Below are 26,758 nucleotides of genomic sequence, written 5' to 3' on the forward strand. Positions count from 1 at the left end.
ACTTTAATTTCATCTTTAAAAAAACTCTTGTACATTTAATATACAAGAGTTTTTTTTTGCAACGTAACTTAAAAACAGTTACACTGTTACATATAAAAAGGCCAAATATGCTATTAATAAAAGCACACCATCTTTCCAATTTAAACGATATCCTTTCGGTATAAAAACCAAAGGCAATACGATAAAAGAAATTCCTAACATCCAAAAAATATCGTTTGTTAATAATCCTAGATCCTTTACGGCTACAGGTGTAATTATTGATGTGATTCCTAAAACGGCTAAAATATTAAATATGTTAGAACCAATAAGGTTACCTAAAGAAATTGCTTTTTCCTTCTTTAAAACCGCTATAATAGATGCTGCAAGCTCAGGAATACTGGTTCCTATAGATACTACTGTAACAGCAATTACCCTTTCACTTACCCCAAACTCTAACGCTAAAGAAGTAGCCCCTTTTATTAACAACTCAGAACCACCCCAAAGACCTAATCCTCCAAGAGCTAAAAAAAGCACAATTTTATACACTGGCAAAGGCACATCATCTTCTGGTATCTCATCTATAACTGCTGTTTTTTGATAACGTAATAAATAAATTAAAAAAATTATAAGAAGTGAAAACATAATAATTCCTTCATTTCTAGTAATCACATTATCTCCACTTAAAAAAAAGTACAATAAAACAGACGCAATCATCATAACAGGCCAATCCGTTTTGTAAAAACTTTTTTGAACATCCATAGTTCCAAACAACAAGGTAATCCCTAAAACCAACCCTAAATTGGCAATATTAGAACCAATAACATTCCCCAACGCTAAGTCTGAAGCTCCACTTAGAGCTGCATTAATACTTACAATAAGCTCTGGAGCAGAAGTTGCAAAAGAAACAACCGTCATACCAATAACAATTTTAGGAATATCTAACTTTAAAGATAAAGCAACCGCCGATTTTAACAACCAGTTACCCCCTAAAATCAACAATACCAAACCACCTATTATTAATAAAAAATTCATGCGTTATAATTTTGAGCGAAGATACATTTTTATCACTTTAAGAAGAAAATAAAAAAGGAAAAGCCCTAAAATAAGCATCTAAAACATCCTTTTTCCTTTACATTAAAAAAACACAGACCCCCTACCCTTTATTTACTAACATATTTTTACAATAACTAACATTTATAATTACACTATAAAACAAATAACAAGTAAATAATATTACATATTAAAACAAATAAAACCATATTAGTTATAAATTACAAATCAATTTAATTAATAAGTAATAGTTCTGTTGGTTACAAGGGTTTAATGGTTATATATTGATAAAACAATTTCGAAATTAACCCAAATTACTAACTTAAAAACCCAAATTACTATGTTTATTATCTTAATTAAATTTACCGAAACTATCTCTGACATTATATTTCAAATTTTATTTTAACAAAAAAAATAAGGAAACAAAAGTGAAAAAGTAGAAAAAGTAACTTATCTTTAAACAGCTCAATATTTAAAGCCTGAGCTGTTTATTTTAGTAAATTTGATAACAAATTTACAACCTATGAAAAAACAAGTTTTTAAAACACTTTCAAAAATTAATAAATTGATCTTACCATCCTTTACAAAAAAAAGGATTGGATATTTCTAAAGCGTCTAAAATTCAACTCGCTATTGTTGGATGTAGAGCTTATATCACTAAAAACTCATTAAACTAAAAAACAATATTATGGCAACAGAACACATAAAAATTTTTACCGGTACCTCTATTATTGTTAGAGGCTTACAAAACAGACTAGACAACAGCAATATTAACTCATTAATTAAAGACCCTGTAAACTCAGGACAACTTGCTGGTTTTGGTGCATTAGGTAATTCTATCGAATTATTTATCTTAGAATCTGACGTTAAAAAAGCACAATTAATAGTAGATACATACAAAGAAGAAATAAATTTATAAAAAAACAACAATTATCTTTCCATAATCAAAAAATGATACTATATTTGCACCCGCTTAACGGCCATGTGGCGCAACTGAATAGCGCACTTGATTACGGCTCAAGAGGTTGCTGGTTTGAATCCAGCCATGGTCACCAATAAAACCAGTACTTTCCAACGATTTGGAAATTACTGGTTTTTTCATTTTCACACTATTTTTATACTACTCCACAACTTTTTGTGTTGATCTAAAAAAACCTTAATAAAAAGATAAGTATATCGTCTTTCTAAAAAGGTTTATTAAAATATATTTTACTTTTTAAGACCTACTTAAATAGTTAAAGTATTAAACCAATTTTGCACCAAATTACCTTCCATAGGTTTTATGGTATTATGTATGTAATCATTTTTAATTATATCATAATGATAATCTTTAGACCATTCTTTAATATGAGTAGATAGTTCTAATAAAGATTCGCAAATAAAACCCACTTCTTGGTTTGTCATTGTTGGGTGTATAGACAAACGAACCCAACCCGGTTTTTCTGTATTACAACCTTCGTGAATTTGAAGTCCTATATTTCTTGAGGTTTGCTGATCTACATTTAGCAAAAAGTGCCCATAAGTACCCGCACAAGAACATCCGCCGCGTGTTTGAATACCAAAATGATCATTTAGCAATTTAACCACCAAATTGAAATGGTAATTTTCAAAATAAAATGAGAAAATTCCTAATCTGTCTTTTTGATCTGGAGCTAAAATATTAACACTGGGTAAAGCTTCTAATGTTTCAAAAATACGAGCATTGATTTCATCTTCTCTAAGCTTTATCATCGCTACACTCATCTCTTCTTTTAACTGAATGGCAAGTGCTATTTTGATGGTTTGTAAAAATGCAGGTGTACCTCCATCTTCCCTCGTTTCTACATCGTCAAAATAATCGTGCTGCCCCCAAGGATTTGTGTAACTGACCGTTCCTCCACCAGGATTATCTGGCACGGTGTTTTTATATAATTTTTTATTAAAAATTAAAACTCCAGAACTACCAGGGCCTCCAAGAAATTTATGTGGTGAAAAGAAAATAGCATCTAGATATTCTTCTTCATTTTCTGGGTGCATATCAATATCTACGTAAGGTGCAGAACAAGCAAAATCTACAAAACAAAGTCCAGTGTATTTATGTGTAATTGCTGCAATTTTATGATAGGGTAATTTAATACCCGTTACATTAGAACATGCGGTTACAGAAACCATCTTTATAGGATGCGCTTTATAGGTTATTAAAAGCTTTTCTAGACTCTCTAAACAAATAAGTCCCTCATTATTACTAGGAATTACTTGAACATTTGCAATGGTTTCTAACCAAGAGGTTTGATTTGAGTGATGCTCCATATGCGATACAAAAACAATAGGTCTTAACGCTTCTGGAATTGCAGTATAATCTTTTAAGTTTTCTAAAACTTTTAACCCAAGAATTCTTTGAAACTTATTTACAACACCAGTCATACCAGAACCTTCTGTAATTAGCACATCATTTTTAGATGCATTTACATGTTGTTTTATTCTGGTTCTTGCTTCATGATAAGCAAGCGTCATTGCTGCACCACAAGTAGATGTTTCTGTATGTGTATTGGCCACAAAAGGGCCAAAACTATGTAACAGTCTCTCTTCAATAGGACGGTAAAGCCTACCACTAGCCGTCCAATCTGTGTAAATAAGTTTTTTTTCTCCGGATAGAAACATAAAAGTTTGATCTACACCAACTATATTTTTTCTAAATTTATTAAAATACAGCTCTAATTCTGTTTCTTTTTTATGAAGTAATATTTTCATTTTTTTTAGTTTTTAAAAGAATCGATTTAAAATAAAAAATTACTTTTTAAAGTTTGAAACACCATTTTTTAACCAGTTTTTATAGGTTTCTACATCTGGTGTATAAGCAACAGGATCTATTAAATTATTTTCATTATGATCCATCAATACATACATTGGCTGTGTATTGGTTTTGTATTTAATTGTTTGCAATTCGCTCCATTTTTGTCCGATGTATTTTAACTTCTTACCTGGTTTTAGTTTTGAGTCTACAACCTCATTATCTGGTAAAGGTCTTTTATCATCTACATACAATGAAATTAAAATTACATCATTCTTAAGCATCCTTAAAACATTTGGTTTTACCCAAACATTCTGCTCCATCTTTCTACAATTTACACACGCCTTTCCTGTAAAATCTATCAATACGGGTTTTCCTACTTTTTTTGCATAGGCTAAGCCTTTATCATAATCATTAAAAGCTAAAATATCATGTGGCGCCATTAAATGAGCTCCCTCTGGAATATCAGACTGTATAGCTTCTCCACCTCCTAACTTAGAAAACCCAACTCCGTAAGGCGATTCACTGTAATGTTGTGGTGGTGGAAATGCACTAATTAAATTTAAAGGTGCTCCCCACAATCCCGGAATCATATAAATAGTAAACGACATAACTATTAACCCTAAACTTAATCGACCTACAGAAATGTGTGCAAGCGGACTATCATGTGGCAATTGTATTTTTCCGAATAAGTAAAATGCAAGAGCTCCAAAAATGGCTATCCAAATGGCTAAGAACATTTCTCTTTCTAACAAATGTAAATCTAAAACCAAATCTGCATTAGACAAGAATTTAAAAGCCAAGGCTAATTCTAAAAATCCTAAAACAACCTTTACGGTATTTAACCATCCTCCAGATTTTGGCAAAGAATTTAACCATCCAGGAAAAGCTGCAAATAATGCAAATGGCAATGCAATTGCTAAAGAAAAACCTAACATCCCTACAATTGGACCTAGCTGGCTACCACCAGATGCGGCTTCTACTAATAAAGTACCTACAATTGGACCTGTACATGAAAAAGAGACAATTGCTAATGCTAAGGCCATAAAAAAGATACCGATTAGTCCTCCTTTATCTGCTTGGGCATCTACTTTATTTGCCCAAGAATTAGGTAGCATTATTTCAAAAGCACCTAAAAACGAAGCTGCAAAAACTAATAATAATAAAAAGAAAATTAAGTTAAACCAAACGTTGGTAGACAATGCATTTAAGGCATCAGCTCCAAAAACTAAACTTACAAATACCCCTAGTAATACATAGATTACAATAATAGAAATTCCGTAAATAAGTGCATTCTTAATTCCGGCTGCTTTTGTTTTACTTTGCTTTGTAAAAAAACTTACCGTCATAGGAATCATCGGAAACACACATGGGGTTAGTAAAGCTGTAAAACCAGATAAAAAAGCTATAAAGAAAATAGCTATTAAATCTTTGTTTTCAGACTTTTTTTGTTCTTTTTTTATTTCCGAAACTATTTTGTAATCACTTTTTGTATTCTCTACCGTTTCGGTTGTTTTTATTTGAGCTTCTTTTACATTAAATTCTAAATCGATATATGAAGGTGGTAAACATTTTGTATCATCACAGATCATAAACTCAACCTCTCCTTTTATCAACAATAATTCTTTGTTTAATACTTTTATGCGCTGTCTAAACTCTGCTTCATTTTTAAAAAACTTAATTTTTAATCCAAAAACAGGATCATCAATCGTATAACCAATATCTTCAGATACTGTATCTACCAATTCGAAATCTGAATTGGTTTCAAACGTAAAACTAGTGGCTATCGGACCATCTTCTGGCACATTTTGAGAATAAAGATGCCAACCTTCATCAATCGCTGCATTAACAATTAGGATAAACTCTGTTTCTGATTTTTTTTCAACTGAAGTTGTCCAACTCACAGGTTCAAAAATTTGCGCATGGGCACTTAGTACAAAAAAAAATATGAACACAAAGTTCTTAAATTTATTTTTCATTTCTGTATTTTTTAGGATTGTTGATGATTATCAATCTCTTACACCACCTTATCTTCTATTTTTTTTTAAAAGCTATTTAATAAACTAAAAACTAAGATGATGTATTTTGATTTAAATATTTAAAGAATCGAAAAGTGTTTTTAACTCTTCTTCTGAAGGTCTTGGTGCATTTGTATTTACAATTTTACCTTCGGGATCTAAAAGAATGAATTTAGGAATGCCTTTAATAACATAATCTTTGATAAATTCTGAATCAAAATTTTTATCTGCCAATAACTGAACACCACCAAGCTCTTTATCCTTAATCATAAGCTTCCATTTTTTATAATCTTTTGGCTTATCAACAGAAATACTTACAAATTGAATGTTTTTACCATGGTAGGCTTTTTCCATTTCCTTTAGGGCAGGAATTTGAGCTAAACACGGGCCGCACCAGGTTGCCCAAACATCAATATAAATATATTTGCCTTTAAGATCATCTAAAGAGGTTGTTCCGCCTGCAAAATTCTCGTATCCCTCAAACTTTGGAGAAGGCTCTCCAACTTGTATCAATTTCAATTTACTATAATAATCTTCTACCTTTTTTAGTTGGTCTTGGTCTGTAGCACCTGTTTTAAATGCATTATAGTAATCATTTAAATCTTTTGTAATAGTGATTCCAAAAATAGCACTGTTTAATAAATCTGTTTTCATGGTATTACTAGCTACAGCAGCGTAGGTTTGTACACGTGCCACGTCTTCTGGAATATTTTCTGCATCGCTTAATTGTTTTGCTTTTTCTCTGTAATACTTTGCAACCAATACTTTATACGCTTTAAAAGATGAATAATCTTCTTCGTGGTTATAATTAACATTTTTAAGAGGATCTAAAAATTCTTTAGAGACATTGAAATCTGGTTCTTTTGCATAATAGCGATGATAATTTTCATAATTGGCCAACGCTGATAAATGATTATATTCAATATCGCGTTGTTGCGCAGATTTAAAATTAGCAGAAATGGTTTTGTTACTTGCAAGAAGTTTATTCTGTATTTCTTTTTCTTCGTTAAGCTTTTGCGTAAAGTTTATTTCATCGAGCATATAGAAGTTTTCACTACCATTAAATGCTTTTACTTTATTTTTTCTTTCTTTTAGAAAATGATTTTCGGCAGATCCATTACCAGTAATTGTTAATGTACTGTCTAAAAACTTGGCATTGGCAGTTATATTTAGGTTGTACCCTGTTTCTAAATACATTGGTACTTTACCTCTACCATACTTTAAGTTATAATACCCCTTTTTTAATTTAATTGTATCATTAAAAGTACCATCAACATTTACAGATATGGTATCTAAAACTTTTCTAGACAAACTGTTAGACACAATAATTTGTTTAGAACTTCCTTCTTCAATTTTTCCAGAAATAATTGCGTAATCTATAACGTGTACTTCATTTTTACAAGAGAGCACTACTATCGTTATAAGTAAAATATAAATTGCTTTTTTCATTTTATTTATTTTTAATGTTTTTATTTAGAAAGTTTTCTACCTCATGTTCTGAGATATTTTTCATTATTATTTTACCAGATTTATCCAAAAGAAAGTTACTTGGAAAGGCTTGAATACCAAATTCATTACAAACAGCATTGTCTACATCTAATACTTGCGTCCATGTGGTATTAAATTTATCTAAAACACGTAACCATTTATTTCTATGGCGTTCACCATCATGAGAAACACCTACAATTTCAAAAACTTCTTTATTGGCCTGATGCAATTCTTTAAGTTTAGGAAACTGAGCAATACATGGCGGACAGCCACTATACCAAAAATCGACTAATACATATTTACCTTTAAAATCTTCTAAAGAAACCTTGTTTCCGTTTCTGTCTGGCAATGTAAAGTTTGGTAGATTTCTACCTACAGTTACTTTTTTAGTTAATTCTTTATAATTATATAGTTCTTTTCCTAACCACTTAGATTTCATACTGCTGCCCAATAAACCATATACATATTCTAAATCTTCTACTTTAGGGTCGTAAGTGTAAAGTGATCTTGCAAATGCTAACGATAAATAAGAGTCTGGATGTTTCATGATATAATCTAGTTTCTTAATTTCATCTATTTCACCAATCTGAGCATATAAATTTTGTCTTTTTGTTTCTTGTTCTTGGGCCTTATCTTTAAGCATAGTTAATGGTTTTGCCATTGCATATAAAGAATCTGATGCCTGTTTTAAATCTGTCCTTGATTTTCTGAAACGTATATACTCGTCATGAACTGTAGAGCCTTTTACCGCTTTTAAGAATGGATAATTTGAATTTAATTTTACACTAATTTCTCCTGGTTCTAAAAAGAATGATCCATTTGCTTTAGATTTTTTACCATAGAAACGCGCCCAACTAGGATGTAGAATCTCTCCTTTAAAAACAACCTGTCCTTTATTAGCTTGTTGTTCTATCTTTTTCTTTTTGCCATCCATATCTAAATATGTTATTGATAACAACTCGTCATCAGCGCCTTCTATATGAACTAATACTTTAAAATCATGTGATTTGTTTTGTGCTTTTTCTTTGCAATTAAGCAAAATCAATGAAAATATTATAAAAATTAAGTTTATTACCTTAGGGTGTATTTGGACTTGTATTATTTTTTTTTTCATGTTTTCTATTTCTTAATTATAACTTAAGCACAAGCTTCACTATATCGAACTTAAACTGATAAATTGACTTTCTAAATCTTTAAAGAGAGGCCTTGCTTCTTATTAAATTTGATAACTTAAGCCTACCTCTTTTTTTGAAGTCACATGATTTTTCAGCATTTATTTATACATACTTCTTCGTATCATTGTAAAAAAAACATCAGAATTCTTTACAAAATTGCTTATACTTATCTAGTTTTTTGTAATGTTTATACAGGTTGTATCCTTTGTAGCTAATTACTACAAACTGCTGTATTTATTTTAAACATCCACCTTAAAACCTTCTCTAAATTAATCTTTAACGTTGCTATAATTTTCTTTAGTCATTGGGTCTTTAGGAAATGGCAAGCCTGATTCTTCTAAAAGTTTATCAATTTTTTCTGCCTCAAGATATGGCGCATGATAAGGACGTAACATGTTATAACGTACAACTCCCTTAGGGTCTATGATTGCAACATGTGGAATTCCGGTAACACCAAAATCAGGATTAAACTCTTCTTGCTCAGTAAATGCTACTTTCCAAGTCATGCCTAAAAACTTCATAAAAGAAGGCATTCCTTCATATTCTATTTCAGGTTGATCTTTAGCAGGAATTCTTTTTTTATTTTCTTTATCTAAATGATACCCTTGTAAACTTGTTACCCCAATAATTTCTACAGGATAATTTTTGTAGCGTTCTTCTAATTTTCTGATATTTGGAAAACTTGCAATACAAGGACTGCACCAAGTAGCCCAAAAATCTAGAATAACAACTTTTCCTTTAAAATCTGATAATTCGGTTTCATTTCCTTTGCTAATCCAGTTTATGTTAAGTTCTGGAGCAGGGTTGTTTAACAATATATGTTTTGCATAAGCTCCACTTAAGAATTTTTTTCTAGAAACAATATTCGTATTCTTTTTAATATCTTCTTCTGTAATAGCATTTGTAGTTACTTTAAGACATTTTTTTCTAATATACTGTATGTCATTTTCGGAAAGCTTTACCTCGGTTTCATTTGCTGTTTTAAATAGTATAAATGCGGTATGTGCTGCTCTTTTAGACATAGGCATATCGAGTAATTTTACAATTTCTTGTAAAAGGTTAGAATCGCCAATGGCTTTAGGGTTTAAAAATTGTAAACGCCCAAATGGTGAGGTTGACATGTTATCTTCTAGCAATAATAATTGCCCAATAGCAGGGTGGTTAACAAAGTTTTTATAGGTTTCTGCCCATTTTATATTTTGATCATAATCTTTTTGATCTCCATTTTCTGCAATAGGAAAATTAACTGTTGCTATAGATGCTGCTTTAGCTCCTTCTATATCGGGAGATTTAGCTAGTTCTGCCAATCGTGTTTGCAGAGCTTTTCTAAGCGCATTACTTTTATATAATATTCCATCATCATTAAAAGTTTTAATCTGAGACAAACTAAGTTTGTTAAATGAAAAAACTTCAGAAAAGCTATCGATTACTTTTTTTGAAGCAGCTGTTTTAGTGCTATCGGCGGTCTTGCTTTTTATAATATCTAATAAGTTATTATGTAACGCTGTTAACTGCTCTACTGTTGCTGTAGATTTATCTTTAGAAGTACAAAAACTAAACATTAATAATGTGAAGAAACATACTACTATAATATTTAAATAATTACTTGTTATTTTCATAATTAAAATTATAAATTATCTTTATTTAAGTTACGTAAGTTCAAAAAAAGCTCTCACGTAACTTAATAAAGATTTTGAAACTTTTTTTTAAAATTAAAACCTTAAGTTTTGTGTTATTTTCTATGGAATTGTTATCTCACCAAACGAATACCATCCAAACAAAAATAAGGAGGAGTTAATAACTCACCCGTTACAGAATCTACATCAGATCCTTCTAAATTAAACACGAGTTTATCAACTTCACCTAATTCGGTTAAATCCCATCTCATCCACTCTCTAACTACAAATGTTCTCGTAGGAAAAAGTGGGTCTACTCTAGAAGAGGCCAAGTAAAATTCTAGTTCACCAGTAAAAGTATCTCCATTGTAACCTTTTACAATAGCTTTTAAATAATCACCTTCCTCATTAAGTCTTTTTGCTCCACCTGTATTTAATTCCCAAACACCTATTGCACTAGCTTTAATGTTTGGATTTTGTCTAGGAGAATCTTCTGTTCCGTAAGGATCTCCATACTGCATAGATAAGTAGTTATAACTTGTATTTGCAATTAAAACATGTTCAACTACAGAAGGGTTTTCAAACGTAATAAAGGCATCGTCATCTTTAACATGAGCTACAGCAAAGGTTTTTGTTTTATTTAAATAAGTATGTGTATAAACACTATAAATAACAGAGTCTAAAGCCGTTTGTGTTGTAGTCCAAGTATATGAAGCGTAGTTTCTATTAGAATATGCAAACCCACTATAAGAACCGTCTGAATTATTAACGGTGTTAAAAGTAGCCACATCGGATGTAAAGCTACTAGTAGGAATAACATGATTAAAGACACCTACACTTTCATCTAATTCATTTAATGTAATATCATTTGGAATAGGAAGTGGATCATTGAACTTTGTTTCACATCCTAAAAGCGTAATTATTGATAAAACAAGTATATATATAAAATTATTTTTCATTTGTTATTTTTTAATTTAATAATATTCAGTTTTAAAATTTATTCCCAACCAAAATTTTGCTTACATTCTAGGTTGGCTGTAATTTCTACTTCTGGAATAGGCCAACAGCGCATAAACTCACTAATATTAGGGTTTAATTCTTCAATCCAATCACGTCCATCTTCCATTTGAAAACGCAATGTTGCAAAATATTCGCTACCGTTTTCAAACCCAAGTTCTAGAAAATATTCTTTAAATAAAATATCCATAGCTTGTTGAGAAGTTAAACCATTAGTATCCACATCTGGTAAAAATCGAGTTTCAACTCCATCAACCATTATTGTACCTCTGTTTTGGCGCATTAGGTTAAGCGGAGCCATACTATTAACAACGTCAGCTGGATTTAATCTCATACGTAATTCTGATTGCATTAAATACAATTCAGGAACACGTAAGTAGTAGGTTGCCCATTTCTGATTAGGAAATTCATACCTGTCTTTTCTACATAATTTTTCTACACACCAATAAGCACCTCTTGTTCCATAATCACTCCACCCCATAAATACTTCTTTACGGTATTTATTAAAATCTTCATCCATCATATTTAAGGCTAAGGTTTTAAGCCCTCCAGTTAGTGTTGTAGAAGTATACCTTGTACCATCTCCTAGTAAATAATAGGTAAAACCAGAAACAGGGCTATATCTTTTTCCATCATCTTCTAAATAACTAACAAATATATTTTCTGATGAATCCCAAGAGTTTTCATACAATGCACCCATTAAGCTTTTATTGTCTTCAAAACTAGTAATGTTATATGTATCTCCTGTAGAAGATTCTAATACTTCAGGAAAAACCCCAGCACTGGTCTCCATATGCACATTTGCCGGTAAGTTTAATAAAACATCATCAACCAAAGTTAGAGCAGATTGGTAATCTCCATCTCTACCACGATATAGAAAAAGTTTTGCTTTTAAAGATTTTGCTAAAATTTGAGACATATGAAATTGATCTGTAAAAGCAGGAAGATGTTCAATTGCAAAATCAATATCTTCAAAAAGTTTTGCATAGCTTTCTCCAACAGTTAACCTTGCTTGTTGTTCATTATCAATAGAAGACACTTCTCCTTTATACAATAAACCATAGATACTATCATCATCATCCCAATACCTGTTATATGACCAAAATATTTGAGTATGCATCCAAGCCCTTAACAAACGTGCTTCTGCAATTAAAGCATTTTTAGCCTCTATAGAAGGGTATTTTTCATCTTCTAATTGGTTTAACGCAAAAATGGCAATATTGGTACTATTTAAAACCTTATAAAGATTAATCCAAATATTTTTTTGACTATATCCGTCTGGATCAAAAGTACCAGCTGCATTAGCAGCATAATATTGATGAAAACCACCATTAGAGGTTAATGAGGGATACAGCTCACTAGCCACCCATCTATGTTGCATCGTTTTATAAATACCACTAACAATGGCTTGTGCATTTGTATAATTGGTAACGGCTGCATCATAAGTATAATCATATTTAGGTTCTACATCTAAATATTTTTCACAAGATTGAAAAGAGACTATACATAAAAAAGTAAGTAAAGAATATAATATTTTTTTCATCTTTTTTTTATTTAAAAGTTAATTTCATATTAAAATTGTATGCTCTTGCAGGAGGATAAATACCTCTGTCTATTCCCATCCCAAAAAATGAGCCATTCCACTCAGAATCCCAATTTCCTTGAGGATCCATACCTGGGTATTTAGTTATCGTAAACACATTTGTAGCTTGTAAAGAAAATACCAATTTAGAAATCATACCTTTTTTAAGAAAATCTTTAGGTACATTATAATTTACAGATAAATTATTTAGTTTTATATAAGAAGCATCAAATATGTAGTTTTCATTAAATTGATAGTTATAGTTTACTGGATTACTTGGAAATTGAGAATACGGATCTCCTGTATAAGAATACCCATTTTCTATAATAGCAAATTTGTTATCCCAATGATTAGAATTAATTAAACTTTGCATAGCATACCAATATTTCTTATTTCCATAAGAATAGGTAAATTGGCTATTTAAACTAAATGCCTTATATCTAAATTGCATACTAAACCCACCAAAAGCAACAGGATTAAAAGTGCTATTAAGTTTTACACGGTCTTCTATATCAATTTTACCATCTCCATTTTGATCTATCGGATACAAACCTCCAGGTACATCTCCGGTATGAAGATATTTATTATTAGAGTATCCTGTGGTTGCTCTTTCCCTTAAAGCAATTATTTCTTCTGCTGTAGCAAACCAACGACCAGCTGTTTGAAAACCATACCAATTACCTAAAGACTCTCCTGGTGTAGCTGTAATTGCCTGACTTGTAGCACCCCAACCAGTAGGGAAATTTAAAGATTCTAGTACACCATCTAGTTTATTAAGTTTACCCCAATTTCTTGCAATGTTTGCACTAACTTTTAAAGAGATATCATCTTTACGAATAATATTGTATGTTAAATCAAATTCTAACCCATTATTAGTAATGGAAGCAACATTATATGGCGTAGTAGCGTAGCCAGAAGAAGGCGCTAACCTTTTGGTGAAAATCATATTATCAATGGTTCTTTCATAATAACCTAGTGTACCGCTTAGCTTATTATTTAATAATGCAAAATCTAACCCAATATCTAATTGTTTGGTTTCTTCCCATTGCAGGTTAGAGTTACCAATATTACTACCAGGAACTAAGGCTCCTTCTTCAAAAGAGTTCGTTGCTTGTAGTAATTTTCTCCATCCGTAGGCACTTACGTTTTGCGAACCAGATTTACCTAAAGAGGTTCTTAATTTTAAGTATGGAATGGTTTTTTGAAGAGATTTCATAAAAGGCTCTTCACTTATTAACCAAGCAATTCCTCCAGAAGGAAAATACCCCCAACTATTTCCGTCTCCAAATCTAGAAGAACCATCGGCACGTAAAGTAAAAGTTGCTAAATAACGTTTTTTAAAATCATACCTTATACGACCTAAAGCAGATACTATGTGTGTTTCTGAAAAAGATTCTGTAGGACGGTTAAAATTAGTCCCATAATTTAAACTAATTAATTTTTCTTCATCAAAATAATCATAAGCAGAGCCAGTTAATCTATCGCTTTTTGATTGTTCCATTGAATATACACCTGTAAAATCAATTTTATGATCATTAATTTCTTCAAAATAAGTAACCATGTTTTCCCACACCATAGTATTACCATTACCTTTAGAAAGGGATCTATAAGCACCTCTATTAGATGCATATGAAGTACCTGAATGATTAAACGTATTATAAGTACTATTACTAAGACTAATATTAGCACTTGTTTTAAGCGTTAAATTTGATAGTGGTTTATAGATAAAAGAATTATTTATTCTCATATTATTTGACACGCCTTTGTTAGTATTATTTATACTAACTAATGGATTTTCTTTAAAATAACTATCCGGATTATAAAAAGTACCATCTTCATTATATGCTGGTAAATCTGGTCTAAATGATGTAATCTTTTCTAGCACCCCATTTTTTCCTTGACTTTCTCGAGATGTTGCACTCATATTTAAACGGTAAGTAAACTTATCAGAAACATCGGTATCTAAATTAAGGGTTAGTCCATAATTTTTAGAATAAGAATTAACTACAACACCATCATTTTTTCCATAAGTTAATGATGCTCGGTACCTAGTAGCCTCTGAACCCCCACTTACTGCCAAATTATATCTTTGACTTGTTGATTGTTGAACTATTTCATCCCACCAGTTTGTATCTCCATCACCAAAAGCATCTGGTAATACAGTTAACATATCTCTATTATACTGGGTTGAAGTATTTAAGGCTAAAAATGCATCATAATCAAAAATCATTTTAGCATTAGTACTCCAGCTACTAGAGTTTAAAATTTCATCAGCTGTTTTACTTATTATATGATCTTTGTACTCCTCGCTATTAAACAAGCGATATTTTCCACTATTAGGTGTTATAATAGAAGTTGTTATAGAAAGATCTATTTGAGGCTTAGAACCTTTTTTACCTCTTTTAGTTGTAACAAGCACAACCCCATTTGCTGCACGCGAACCATAAATTGCTGCAGATGCAGCATCTTTTAAAATGTTTATACTTTCTACATCATCTAAGTTTAGATTATATAGTGTATTACTAATATCACCACTTGTTCCTGCTCCATATTCTGGAACTCCGTCAATTACCCATAATGGTTGGCTATCACCAGATAATGATGAAGACCCTCTAATAATTACACTTATAGGAGAATCTGGAGCAGAGGATTGTACCATTACATTTACACCAGCAGCACGACCTTGAATAACACTCTGAACCGTATTTTGTACAGGAGCAGAACTAAGTTCTTTAGCGCTTATATAGTTAATGGCTCCTGTAGCTTCCTTTATTTTTGTTGTTCCATATCCAATTACCACAACCTCATCTAAAGATGATACGTCCTCAATTAAACGAACTTTTAATTTCGTTTTATCTATGACAACTTCTTTTGTTTCATAACCAACATAAGAGAATTTTAAAACATCTCCAATATTAGCTTTTATTTCAAAATTACCATTAAAATCTGTAGCAACTCCTATGTTTGTTTTTTTAAGAAGAACCGTTACACCTGGTAGAGGTGTTTTATATGAATCGGAAACATTTCCTGTGATAATTTGTTGTGTTTTAACTGAAATCGGTTTTTCTTCAATAACAATAGTAGATTTATTAATCAGCTTAAAATTTAAACCTGCAAATAATAAGCTTTTATCTAATAAATCATTGGCTTTAATATTTCCTTTATTTAAGGTTACATCTGGAAAATCTTTAAACAGATCTACTTTATAAATAAAAGTATAATCAGTTTGCTCCATGATGATATCAAAAACTTCATCAACAGTAACAGTTTGATTCTTATCTATTTTAATTTTGGCGTTTTGAGACAAAACGTTATTTGGCGTGAAACTGAAAACCGTAGCACAAAATAATAGAATGAAGGTTTTCATAATAATTAGCAATAGTTTTCTTCTTAATAAAAAAAGAATATTAGTTAATTTAATTTCCATAAATTTGTACGTTTTTAGTTAGTTAATCTTTTTGGTTTAATTAATTAATAATTACAAAAGGGGATAAAGTTTTTTCTTTGAACGGTCTAATACTTTGTTCCCTTTACTTTTTTAAAATCGGTGTATTTTTTTTATTTCATAGGCATTTATATATTTTGGTTTTTTTAATTAATAAAAGTATATTCTTAAGGTTTTGACTTTTACTTATCACTCCTTAAAATTTATTTTTTTTTGAGTTATCATCTTCAAAAAACAACATCATAGCATCTAGAAAAGATGTTTATTATTTCTTTTAGAGTTCTGTTTTTAAAACCAAACAAACTACGTTTCTAAACTACTTTAAATAATTATCTATTTATAAAGCAGTCAATTGGTTAAAAGAAAAAAATAGAAACCTTACTTAAAACAGCTATTGTTTCTTTTTACTTATCCCATTAGTTATGTATAAAACATTAACTAAAATTACACACACCATTTGTACATGCCTTTGTTTTAGGATACAATTTTTAAGTTTTAAGTTAAACAGGTATTTTTGCGTACCTATTTAACTTAAAAACTATTTTGAATAAACTTTAATATCCTGGGTTCTGCTCTACAACGTTATTACTAGTAGTAACCGAATTAAAAGGGATAGGCAGTATATATTGGTTTTTACTAGTTACTAGAGGTTTTATGGTAGAAATATCAAAACCATCAAGATCTGCATACCTTACAAGATCAAACCAAGGTTCTTGCTCTTCTGCTACTAATTCTAAAAATTTCTCAACACGTATCGCTTCAATCAATTCCTCTCTTGTGCTTGCTGTAGTATTAAGCAAACCTGCTCTATTTCTTACAGTATTAACAGCAGCAGCCACATCTATTAGACTTCCGTTAGATCTTGCCAAAGCTTCTGCATAGATAAGATATACTTCTGGCAGTCTTAAATAATAATTAGTGGCACCATCAAAGAAAAAAGGCGCTTTACCATTTAAATACCCTCTAGTTGGGTGCTCGAAATTAACAATATCTAATCTGGTATCTCCTTGAGAAGTAGCAAAATTTACATAATATTCTGATAAACTTAGGTACAACCACCAACCTACGCTGGTACCATTATATTCCGTATCGCTATGAATGTTTGAAAATAAAACTTCACTAGAATTAAATTCGTTCTCAAAAACCTCTGCAAAGGTATTTTCTAATGTAAAACCACTATTCAGTATAACATCGTTAGCCAAAGTAGCAGCCTCAGAAAATTTCCCCATATATAATAACACTCTAGATTTTAGTCCTTTTGCTGCAAATTTATTAGCATGATAACTAACGTTAGAAGCTGGTAAATTTTCTATAGCATAATCTAAATCACTTAAAATAAAATCATAAGATGCCTGCACGCTACTTCTTGGTAAAACCTCTAATGTAGACGCTTGTTTTTCTCTTAAAACAATACCATAAGGAGACTCTAAATCCCAAAATTGCCCAAACCTTCTTAAAAGATAAAGACTCATTACACTTCTTAAAAATCTAGCCTCTGCAACAATATGATTTTTTTTACCTGGTTCAAATAAGTTATCCTCTAGTTCTGGCACTATATTAATAACGTAATTTGCTCTGTTAATTAGATTATAGTAAGATGAATATACCAGTGCAATTGTTCCATTCTCTGAATCAACATTATTGGTTGAATACCCATTAGAAGATCCTTTAGGATCTGTATCTATATAAAAGGGATATATATTAATACCTGTTACGGCTAAATTACCATCATTTAAGGTACTGTAAGTACCTGCTAACGCTAACTCAGCTCCTATTTGGTCTGTAATTGCTGTTTCTTCTGTTAATACATCTTGCGCCTCAATATCTGTAACATTAACTAGCTCACAAGAATAAATAGAAAAAGTTAATATAAATACTATGATGATATTCTGATAATTTTTCATGTGATTTTTTTTTAAAGTTGTACGTTAATTCCAAAAACAAAACTTTTAGACAAAGGATATTCATCAGCATCAGTATAATTAAAGAAACTTTGTCTACCATCATCTCTACTTGTTTCTGGATCTAACCCTGGGTATTTAGTAAATGTTAATAAATTACTTAATGACATGTATATGTTAATATTATTAGCGTTTATCTTTTTAATTATGCCCTTTGGCAAGGTGTAACCTAATCTAACATTTTTTAAACGGACAAAGGATGCATCATGTACAAATGCGTCTGACCTTCTATCGTTATTATTTGGATCATTTAATACTAATCTTGGTCTTGTACCATCTGTATTTGTTGGAGACCAAGCATCTTGAACATTATCTTTAATAACATTTCTAATATCTTTTAAAACACCTGCAGCCTCCCAAACTTTTGAGTTTCCGTAAGAGTATTGCCATAGTGTGGATAGACTAAAACTTTTATATTGAAAAGTTGTTGTAAGCCCTCCAAAAAAATCTGGTTGAATAGATCCTAATACTTCTGTATCTGTACTAGTTATAACGCCATCTTCATTAAGATCTTTAAATATGTAATCTCCAGGAGCGGTTCCGGAGGATTGATACCTGCCAGTAGGTGAAGCGTTATTAAGAGTAGTTATTTCTTCTTGAGTTTGAAAAATACCTTCTACTCTATAACCTCTAATTGTTCCTAAGGGTTGACCTTCTTCAACTAAAGAAGTTCCTCCTGTAGAAAAAGGAAAACCACCTTCTAAATCGATAATTTTGTTCTGTATAGATGTAAAATTAAAACTGGTGTTAAAAGTAAAATCTTGTGTTCTAATAATATCTGCATCTATCTGAAACTCAATACCCTTATTATCCATAATACCTACATTGGCACTTTGGCTATTATAACCTAATTCTAACTGAACGGGTCTATTCATTAATAAATCCTCTACTCTTTTAGTAAAATACCCAACTGTTCCATTTAAGCGAGCATCAAAAAAACTAAAATCAATTGCTACATCTAATTGTTTTGTTTTTTGCCATCTAATATCAGGATTAGGCAAACCAAGAGGAGCAATACCATTTAAGCCATCATAACTATATCCTGCTCCAAAAAAAGTATCATACAAAAAATCAGAAACATTTGCTAAACCTGTTAACCCATAACTAGTTCTTAATTTTAAATTATCAACCCAGGTTATGCTTTTCATAAAAGATTCATTACTAATATTCCACGCTAAAGCTCCTGAAGGGAATTTTCCCCATCTATTATTAGGCCCAAATTTAGAAGACTCGTCTGCTCTAAATGTAAAAGTTGCATAATAGCGACTATCAAAATTATAATTGAGTCGTGTAAAATATGACACCAAACCACTAGAAGCATTTCCTCCACCGGCACTAGTAATATCATTTGCTGAACCTATGTTATTAATTTGTTCATAATTAGCAAATCCCTCAACACCAATATTAGAGTAGTGATCCTCTGTTTTGTAAAAAGAAGCACCTACAAGTGCATTAATAGCATGTTTATCATTAAAAAGTTTCTTATAAGTCAGTGTATTATCAAACGTAGTGTTAAATGTACGTCCATTTCGTTCAGATCGAGTTGCCTCATCATTGCCCGATGCCGTTGGTGGGTTAAAGAAATTGCTTTCTGTTAAATATAAACTCGCATTAAGCTGTGTTCTAAAAGTTAGTTCTGGTATAAAGTCTACTTCGGCAAATATATTACCCAACAAGCTATTAGAATGTCTTTTGCTATCTTTACCAGAAGTAGCTACTGGATTAGGATCTCCATTATAATTATTAAAACTGCCATTGTCTTGGTAGATGCTATAATCTGGTCTATACCTAATAGCATCTTGTATAGCAAACAATCCAGAACTGCCGTAATTAAGTGAATTAGTAAAATTTAAATTGGTACCTACTTTAAAATTTTTAGTAAAGTTAGTTTCAATATTGGTTCGAATATTATAGCGTTTAAATCCGGTTTTATCAATAATTCCTTCCTGATCAGATAAATTAATATTAAAAGAATAGATACTTTTTTCACTTCCTCCAGAAATACCTAAACCAAAATTTTTAGTCATCGCAGAACGGGTTATTTGCTTTTGCCAATTAGTGTTTCCGTTTTGAAAAAAATTAGGATCATTTAAAATACTTGTTTTTAAAGAGTTATTCCCAGAAAAATTTTGAGCTGCAATTGTTAAATTAGATTTGTATTCATCTGCACTTAATACATCATACAACTCCAAAGGTTTATCTATTGTTAGTGAAGAATTTATAGAAATAGTTGGTTTTTGATTTTTACGACCTCTTTTAGTAGTTACAATAACTACTCCATTGGCAGCTCTAGAACCATAAATTGCTGCAGAAGATGCATCTTTTAAAATATCGATACTTTGGATGTCATCTGGATCAATAGATGCTAATGGATTTCCTCTACTTCCAATCCCAGCATCAAACGAATAACCACTTACATAGTTAGGATGCGTATCAATAGGGATACCATCGATTACGTATAATGGTTGATTATATCCTAAAACAGAAGAAACACCACGTATGTTTATAACAATGCCCTCTCCTGGACGACCTGTTGTTTGCTTAACAAATACACCTGGTGCTTTGGCTGCAATAGCTTGCTCAAAAGTAGTTGGTGTTATATTTGCAATTTCTGAACTAGAGATTGATGATACCGAACCTGTAACATCCTTTTTACGAACCGATCCATAACCAACAACCACAACTTCTTCTAATGATTCATCATCTGGTTTTAATACAATGTTAATAGGTGCATCTTTAGATGTTACTTCTACTTCTTTATTTTTTTTTCCTAAATATTGAAATACTAAAACATCGCCAATATTTGCTGCAATTTTATAATTTCCATCAATATCAGTAGTTGTTCCTCTTTTGTTTCTCTTTATTAAAATAGTAACTCCTGGTAAAGGACCTCCGTTTTCTTCAGTAACCTGACCTTTAATAGGTTCTTGAACTATAGATTTACTAGGTTTGTTTGTAATAACTATAGTGTTTTTATTTGTTAATTCGAAATTGAACTTATCTCTTGCTAAGGACTTTAATAACAAGTCATTAGCCCTAATTTTTCCTTTATTTAAGGTTACGCTTGGAAAACCCTTAAACATATCTACTTGATATATAAAAGTATAATCAGTTTGTTTCATGATGATATCAAAAACCTCATCAACAGTAATGGTTTGATTCTTATCAATTTTAATTTTGGCGTTTTGCGACAAAACGTTATTTGGTGTAAAACCAAAAACCGTAGCACAAAATAATAAAATGAAGGTTTTCATGATGATTAGTAATAGTTTTCTTCCTTGTGAAAAAAGAATATTAGTTAATTTAATTTCCATAAATTTATACGTTTTTAGTTATTTAATCATTTTGGTTTAATTAATTAATAATTACAAAAGGAGATAAAGTTTCTTCTTTGAACGGTCTAATACTTTGCTCCCTTTACTTTTTTAAAATTAGTGTGTTTTCTTTTATTTCATAATTCTTTATATATTTAGTTTTTTTAATTAGTAATAGTATATCTGCAAGGTTTTGATTTTTACTTATAACCCCTTTAAATTTAACATCTTCTAAGCTTTTATCTTCAAAAACAACATCAACATCATACCATCTAGAAAGAACTTTCATTATTTCTTTTAGAGTTTTGTCTTTAAAACTAAACAAACCACGTTTCCAAACTACTTCAGAGTAAGCATCAACTTGTGTAGAAATAATTAAACTATTTTTTTTAGTATCAAGTACTGCCTGCTCGCTAGGTTTTAGAATATTTTTTTTATTAAAATTATACAACGCAATACTTCCTTTAAGAAGGGTGGTATAAATTAAATCTTCATCAGAATATGCTTTAATATTAAACTCTGTACCTAAAACTTCTATTTCTTGTAAATTAGATAATACCTTAAATTTAGATCCATTGTGGTTTATGCTTGATGACACCTCAAAATAAGCTTCTCCATACACCAATTCTACAATTCGAGTTTCCCCTTCAATAAAATTAACTGGATATTTTAATTTTGATGCTGAATTTAGCCAAACTTTTGTTCCGTCGGACAAACTAACAAAAAACTGACCTCCTCTTGGTATTGTTAAATAATTGTAAACTATCTCTTTTGTTTTTTGTTCTTTATACTTGTAAATAATTTTTTCTCCGTTGCTTTTTACGTTATCCTTTGTGTATTTAGTTCCTTTTTCTAAGGCTACACTTGTGCCATCTTCTAAAGTTAAAACAGCTTTATCAGTCCCCGTTTTTATTTTATTGATAACCCCCACATTTTTATTTAAGATGTTATAAACAATAGTGTCCTTAAAAAAATAAGTCCCTATAAAAAGCCCTATAACTAATACAGCAGCTACAATTCTTCTAATGCGATAATAAGATTTCATTCTAAAAACCTTTTTATCTTTATTAATTTTTTCTAATAACTGTTTTTTTGTATTATGTTTACTAAACTCTTTTGTACTATAGTCAATTGCAAAATTTACTTTAACATAACTTTTAAACACCTCTTCATTATTACCTTCTTTAATCCAAAGCTCTAATTTTTCTAATTCTGCTATAGATATTTGATTGGTAAGATATTTTATAATTAAGTTTTCGTCTTCCGAAATAATCATTTTATTTTTATTATTTTTATATATAACGCACAAAATTAACAATACCCTAACTTTTTTTTAATTTATTTTTATACTTTGCGCAAATAACAACAATAATCCTCAATCTATTTAACAATAAATGCACTCTTATACGAACAATAATCTATTTATTGAAGCTCTTAAAAAAGGCGCCCCCAAAGCTTATACATTTTTGGTAGATACTTATCATCAGAAATTATGTGTTTATGCATATGGACTAATCCACGACCATGATACGGCAGAAGACATTGTACAAAATGTCTTTTTAAAAACATGGACAAATCGTGAAAAACTAAAAACAGATTTATCCATCAACAGCTATCTATACAAATCTGTTTACAATGAATTTATAGATCAATATCGCAAACAAAAAAAGATATTCCCTTTGGATAAAAAATATATTGACACCATTTTAACATTCGTTGAAGACGACGATACTTCATTTGATAAATTAATAGCCGATGTTAAACAAGAGATTCAGAACCTCCCAAAGAAATGTAAAGAAACATTTCTCTTAAGCAAAGAAGAAGGTTTAACAAATATTGAAATTGCAGAATATAAAAATGTCTCCCTTAAAACAGTAGAAGCTCACATGACAAAGGCTTTTTCTATTTTAAGATTAAAAGTAGGACTTAAAATGAATAGTATTTTATTTTTATTATACGGTGGTAATAATGGAGCCTTACGCAAATCTTAGTAATTCTTTACAGTACTAAATAATTAGGGTAATTACTGTAAAAAACTTCTTTCTAAATTAATAATTACCAATACGGCAAACTTTTATTGCCCTGTAATCTTTTTATTGATATTCCTTCATACAAAGTGATAACAGAAACACCAATTCTTTATCTTATTTTTTTATTTAGTTTGATATAAATTTTATAAGCTCATAAAAAAAAATTACAATACAAGGCAAACAGTCCATTATTTATTAAACGTAAAATTGGGGTATTTTTTTAAGAACCTTTTCCAGTTAATATGTGCTATCAGCTATATTATATAGTTCGAATGCACTTAAAAAATGAGCGATAATTTCACCTTTTATAGCTCAAAAAAATTAAAATATCAGAACAATATTAAAGAACGCTTCTAACAGCCAAAATTCAACTTAACAACTAACTTTATAAATATTATGCTAATCCTATTAATAACATCAGAAAACGCCCTAGGATCATCAAATTTTAATCCCCACAACATTCTGCTTCTATTTAAATCTATAAGTTTCTTTACATCCTAACATCTTGAGCTCTAAAACTAGTACTTTTGAGTGATTTGGAAATTACTTTTTTTTATTTACCTTCTTTTTTTAATGTAAGACTATTAGGCAATCAAGCCAATAATCGTGACACTTCTAATTTTACAAATAAAAAAGACCTTGAATAAAATTCAAGGCCTTTTCGTCTAACCAAACTTAGTATAAAAACTAACTACTACTATCTTTAAAGATCTTTACAAATCCATATATTAATCCTATTAAAAACAACACTCCTGTTATACCATCTATAGGTAAACCTGGAGGCGATGGAGGTCCTATAGAAGGAGGTCCGCCTGCTTGTGCAAATCCTATTGTTGGGAGAACAAAAAATAATACTACAAATAATACTACAATTTTTTTAACCATCTTTATAACATCTCTTATCTATATGACCCCTATTAGTTTTAAAAGTCACTGCAAATAAAAAATAAAATAGCTTTTTTTACAAATCTATTCGATGAATGGTACTTTAGTGAAGGTATTGCTTGATCATTAGGCGATGAGCAGGAATGCTCTTATCGTAGTTTTCTACTAATAATTCTAGTATTTCTGGAGATTTTGTACCAACATCTTTTTTATGCTGATATCTTGATACGTATAAATTATAAGAAACACCATCTTTTTCAAAGATTAAAAAATGAGTTGCATTTAATTCTGTAAAACAAATTTCATTACCAGAAAAGGTATCTGAAGTATCTAAAAAGAAAGGTGAAAACTCGTAATATTTAAAAACATTTTCCATACTTATACCAATTCTGCAGATAAACCAAGTTGTAATAACTTAGAGCATCTTGGTTCTAAATCTTTATATTCACCAGATTTAACGGTGCATTTTCCTTTATAATGTACCAAAGTAGCACATTGCTCTGCTTGTACTAACGTATGATCGCAGACATCAATTAAAGAATCAATTACATGATCAAACGTGTTTACATCATCATTATGCAACACTATTTCGTGCTGATGCGTTTCTTGCTCTAAAACATCAACATCTTCTTGTATTTTTTCTTTAGTACTCATATTTACAAAATTACAATTTATTGTATTTTAATGCAACCCAATTATTTCTTTCAATAAAAGTTTCTAATATTAAATCATATTTAGAAACTTCTGCGTCTATAACAGGGATGTCTTCTTGATAAAATCCACTTAATAAAAGAACACCTTTATCATTTAAACAGTTCGCATACACTTTCATATCCATCAATAAAATATTTCTATTGATGTTCGCGATAATAACATCATATTTCTTATTGATTAAAAGAGATGCATCACCTTCATAAACTGAAATATTGTTACAATTATTTCTTTCTACGTTTTCTATTGAATTCTCATAACACCAATTATCAATATCGATAGCATCTAAAGGATTTGCCCCTTTCATTTCAGCAAAAATTGCTAAAATTCCGGTTCCACATCCCATATCTAATACTTTTTTATTTTCTAAATCTAATTGTAATAAGTGTTGCACCATCATGTGTGTAGTTTCATGATGACCTGTACCAAAACTCATTTTTGGTTCTATTACAATATCATATTTTAAATTTGGATTCTCATGAAATGGAGCACGAATACTTACCACATCTTCTACCTGAATAGGAGAAAAATTCTTTTCCCACTCTGCATTCCAGTTTGTTTGCTCAATCTCTTTTTGATAGTATTCTATAGAAAACTCATCAGAATTTAAAACAAAAATATCCTCTAAAACGGTAGCGCTCCAATCATCTTTCTGAATGTAGGCTGTTACTCCGTTTTCGTTTTCAACAAAACTCTCAAAACCAACCTCTCCTAATTCTGCAATTAAAATTTCTGTTCCAGGTTCTTTTGGCGTTACTGTAAAATTGTATTCTATATAAATATTGTCCATAAATTTTCTTGTAAAAAAAATGCATCAAGATTTTTAAAATCCTGATGCAAATTTATTGTAAATATCTTTAAATACGATGCTTAAATAGCTTTAATAATTCCTGTAAAATCATCTACGTTTAAAGCAGCTCCACCAATTAATCCTCCATCTACATCTGGTTTAGAAAAAATTTCTTCTGCGTTAGCTGGTTTTACACTTCCTCCGTATAAGATAGACACTTCATCAGCAACTTCTTTATTGTATTTTTTGGCTACAATACTTCTAATAAAAGCATGCATTTCTTGTGCTTGTTCTGCACTTGCAGTTTCTCCTGTACCAATTGCCCAAACTGGTTCATACGCTAAAATAATACTTTTCCAAGCATCTGCTTCTAAGTGAAACAATGCGTTAGATATTTGGCTTTCTACTACTGCAAAATGGTTATCAGATTTTCTATCTTCTAACAATTCTCCAAAACAGAAAATAGTTTCTAAATCATTTGCTAAAATAGCATCTACTTTTGCTGCTAAAGACGCATCTGTTTCATTAAAATAAGTTCTTCTTTCAGAATGCCCTAAAATAACCGTTTTAATTCCGATTGCTTTTAACATATCTGCAGAAATTTCTCCTGTATACGCTCCGTTTTTAGCTTGGTGCATATTTTGCGCAACCACTTCTATTTTAGAATCTTTAGCCGCTTTTAAAGAAGCAGATAAATTTACAAAAGTAGGAGCAACAATTACACGAGTATTTTTTAACTTCTCTTTTTTAATTGCTTTTTTTAAATCTTTGATAAGTTTTTTACTTTCCGACTTATCATTATTCATTTTCCAGTTACCTGCTACTATTTTTGTTCTCATAATTGTTATTTTATCACCTAAAAGGTTCTTATTAATGTTTTTTTTAATTTGGATGTAAATTTAAGAAATGGAAAGACAAAAAACACTT

Annotated in this window: 19 protein-coding genes, 1 tRNA gene and 1 pseudogene; 4 read left to right on the top strand and 17 right to left on the bottom strand. The window is 30.4% G+C overall.

The features are described from left to right. Positions 1 to 78 precede the first annotated feature (78 nt). Positions 79 to 1,011: a calcium/sodium antiporter gene (locus GQR92_RS05340; RefSeq protein ID WP_158838145.1), complete on the bottom strand. Its 933-nt coding sequence runs from the start codon at positions 1,009 to 1,011 to the stop codon at positions 79 to 81. Positions 1,012 to 1,552: 541 nt separating this feature from the next. Between GQR92_RS05340 and GQR92_RS17925 the strand changes: the two are divergent. The 3 genes and pseudogenes from GQR92_RS17925 to GQR92_RS05350 all read left to right on the top strand — a co-directional run bounded on the left by GQR92_RS17925 (position 1,553) and on the right by GQR92_RS05350 (position 2,084). Next, positions 1,553 to 1,706 (top strand): annotated as a pseudogene (locus tag GQR92_RS17925) (SsrA-binding protein). Between the two features lie 11 nt (positions 1,707 to 1,717). After that, positions 1,718 to 1,948, top strand: coding sequence for a putative signal transducing protein (locus tag GQR92_RS05345; protein WP_158838146.1), 231 nt, complete (start codon positions 1,718 to 1,720; stop codon positions 1,946 to 1,948). 59 nt (positions 1,949 to 2,007) lie between these two features. Then, a tRNA-Arg gene (locus GQR92_RS05350) sits at positions 2,008 to 2,084 on the top strand. 172 nt (positions 2,085 to 2,256) lie between these two features. Here the strand turns inward: GQR92_RS05350 and GQR92_RS05355 are convergent. The 11 genes from GQR92_RS05355 to GQR92_RS05405 form a co-directional block, all read right to left on the bottom strand. Further along, positions 2,257 to 3,759 carry an aminotransferase class V-fold PLP-dependent enzyme gene (locus GQR92_RS05355; protein WP_158838147.1) on the bottom strand — a complete coding sequence of 501 codons (1,503 nt, stop codon included), beginning with the start codon at positions 3,757 to 3,759 and terminating at the stop codon, positions 2,257 to 2,259. Between the two features lie 39 nt (positions 3,760 to 3,798). Then, a complete protein-coding gene (locus GQR92_RS05360) occupies positions 3,799 to 5,778 on the bottom strand; it encodes a protein-disulfide reductase DsbD family protein (protein WP_158838148.1) in 1,980 nt (659 codons plus the stop codon). A 111-nt stretch (positions 5,779 to 5,889) separates the two neighbouring features. Continuing rightward, complete coding sequence (locus GQR92_RS05365) at positions 5,890 to 7,266, bottom strand: TlpA family protein disulfide reductase (RefSeq protein WP_158838149.1); 1,377 nt, start codon at positions 7,264 to 7,266, stop codon at positions 5,890 to 5,892. A gap of 1 nt (position 7,267) precedes the next feature. Beyond that, positions 7,268 to 8,344, bottom strand: coding sequence for a TlpA disulfide reductase family protein (locus tag GQR92_RS05370; protein WP_158838150.1), 1,077 nt, complete (start codon positions 8,342 to 8,344; stop codon positions 7,268 to 7,270). Between the two features lie 405 nt (positions 8,345 to 8,749). Next, entirely contained in the window at positions 8,750 to 10,099 is a 1,350-nt protein-coding gene (locus GQR92_RS05375; protein WP_158838151.1) for a TlpA family protein disulfide reductase, read from the bottom strand. A 131-nt stretch (positions 10,100 to 10,230) separates the two neighbouring features. After that, positions 10,231 to 11,055 (bottom strand): DUF4465 domain-containing protein, encoded by an 825-nt coding sequence (locus tag GQR92_RS05380; protein ID WP_158838152.1) that lies wholly within the window; start codon positions 11,053 to 11,055, stop codon positions 10,231 to 10,233. 38 nt (positions 11,056 to 11,093) lie between these two features. Then, entirely contained in the window at positions 11,094 to 12,656 is a 1,563-nt protein-coding gene (locus tag GQR92_RS05385) for a RagB/SusD family nutrient uptake outer membrane protein (protein WP_158838153.1), read from the bottom strand. A gap of 7 nt (positions 12,657 to 12,663) precedes the next feature. Further along, positions 12,664 to 16,122: a SusC/RagA family TonB-linked outer membrane protein gene (locus GQR92_RS05390; RefSeq protein ID WP_158838154.1), complete on the bottom strand. Its 3,459-nt coding sequence runs from the start codon at positions 16,120 to 16,122 to the stop codon at positions 12,664 to 12,666. 572 nt (positions 16,123 to 16,694) lie between these two features. Further along, on the bottom strand, positions 16,695 to 18,044 hold the full coding sequence (locus GQR92_RS05395; RefSeq protein ID WP_158838155.1) for a RagB/SusD family nutrient uptake outer membrane protein: 1,350 nt from the start codon (positions 18,042 to 18,044) through the stop codon (positions 16,695 to 16,697). 11 nt (positions 18,045 to 18,055) lie between these two features. Then, positions 18,056 to 21,415 (bottom strand): SusC/RagA family TonB-linked outer membrane protein, encoded by a 3,360-nt coding sequence (locus tag GQR92_RS05400; protein ID WP_158838156.1) that lies wholly within the window; start codon positions 21,413 to 21,415, stop codon positions 18,056 to 18,058. Between the two features lie 103 nt (positions 21,416 to 21,518). Next, entirely contained in the window at positions 21,519 to 22,691 is a 1,173-nt protein-coding gene (locus GQR92_RS05405; protein ID WP_158838157.1) for a FecR family protein, read from the bottom strand. Between the two features lie 118 nt (positions 22,692 to 22,809). Here GQR92_RS05405 and GQR92_RS05410 point away from each other — a divergent pair, with 118 nt between their 5' ends. Further along, positions 22,810 to 23,406 (top strand): RNA polymerase sigma factor, encoded by a 597-nt coding sequence (locus tag GQR92_RS05410; protein WP_158838158.1) that lies wholly within the window; start codon positions 22,810 to 22,812, stop codon positions 23,404 to 23,406. 726 nt (positions 23,407 to 24,132) lie between these two features. On the opposite strand, the gene GQR92_RS05415 is transcribed toward GQR92_RS05410, so the two are convergent. The 5 genes from GQR92_RS05415 to tpiA form a co-directional block, all read right to left on the bottom strand. Beyond that, complete coding sequence (locus GQR92_RS05415) at positions 24,133 to 24,330, bottom strand: hypothetical protein (RefSeq protein ID WP_158838159.1); 198 nt, start codon at positions 24,328 to 24,330, stop codon at positions 24,133 to 24,135. 103 nt (positions 24,331 to 24,433) lie between these two features. Then, the gene (locus GQR92_RS05420; protein WP_158838160.1) at positions 24,434 to 24,706 is read right to left on the bottom strand and encodes a hypothetical protein; all 273 of its coding nucleotides are present in this window, start codon (positions 24,704 to 24,706) and stop codon (positions 24,434 to 24,436) included. A 2-nt stretch (positions 24,707 to 24,708) separates the two neighbouring features. Then, positions 24,709 to 24,984, bottom strand: a complete 276-nt coding sequence (locus GQR92_RS05425; protein WP_158838161.1) for an ATP-dependent Clp protease adaptor ClpS — start codon at positions 24,982 to 24,984, stop codon at positions 24,709 to 24,711. 10 nt (positions 24,985 to 24,994) lie between these two features. Beyond that, complete coding sequence (gene prmA, locus GQR92_RS05430; protein ID WP_158838162.1) at positions 24,995 to 25,831, bottom strand: 50S ribosomal protein L11 methyltransferase; 837 nt, start codon at positions 25,829 to 25,831, stop codon at positions 24,995 to 24,997. A gap of 80 nt (positions 25,832 to 25,911) precedes the next feature. Next, positions 25,912 to 26,670, bottom strand: a complete 759-nt coding sequence (tpiA, locus tag GQR92_RS05435) for a triose-phosphate isomerase (RefSeq protein WP_158838163.1) — start codon at positions 26,668 to 26,670, stop codon at positions 25,912 to 25,914. Between the last annotated feature and the right edge of the window lie 88 nt (positions 26,671 to 26,758).

This window comes from Polaribacter sp. L3A8 (assembly GCF_009796785.1).
Taxonomy (GTDB): Bacteria; Bacteroidota; Bacteroidia; order Flavobacteriales; family Flavobacteriaceae; genus Polaribacter.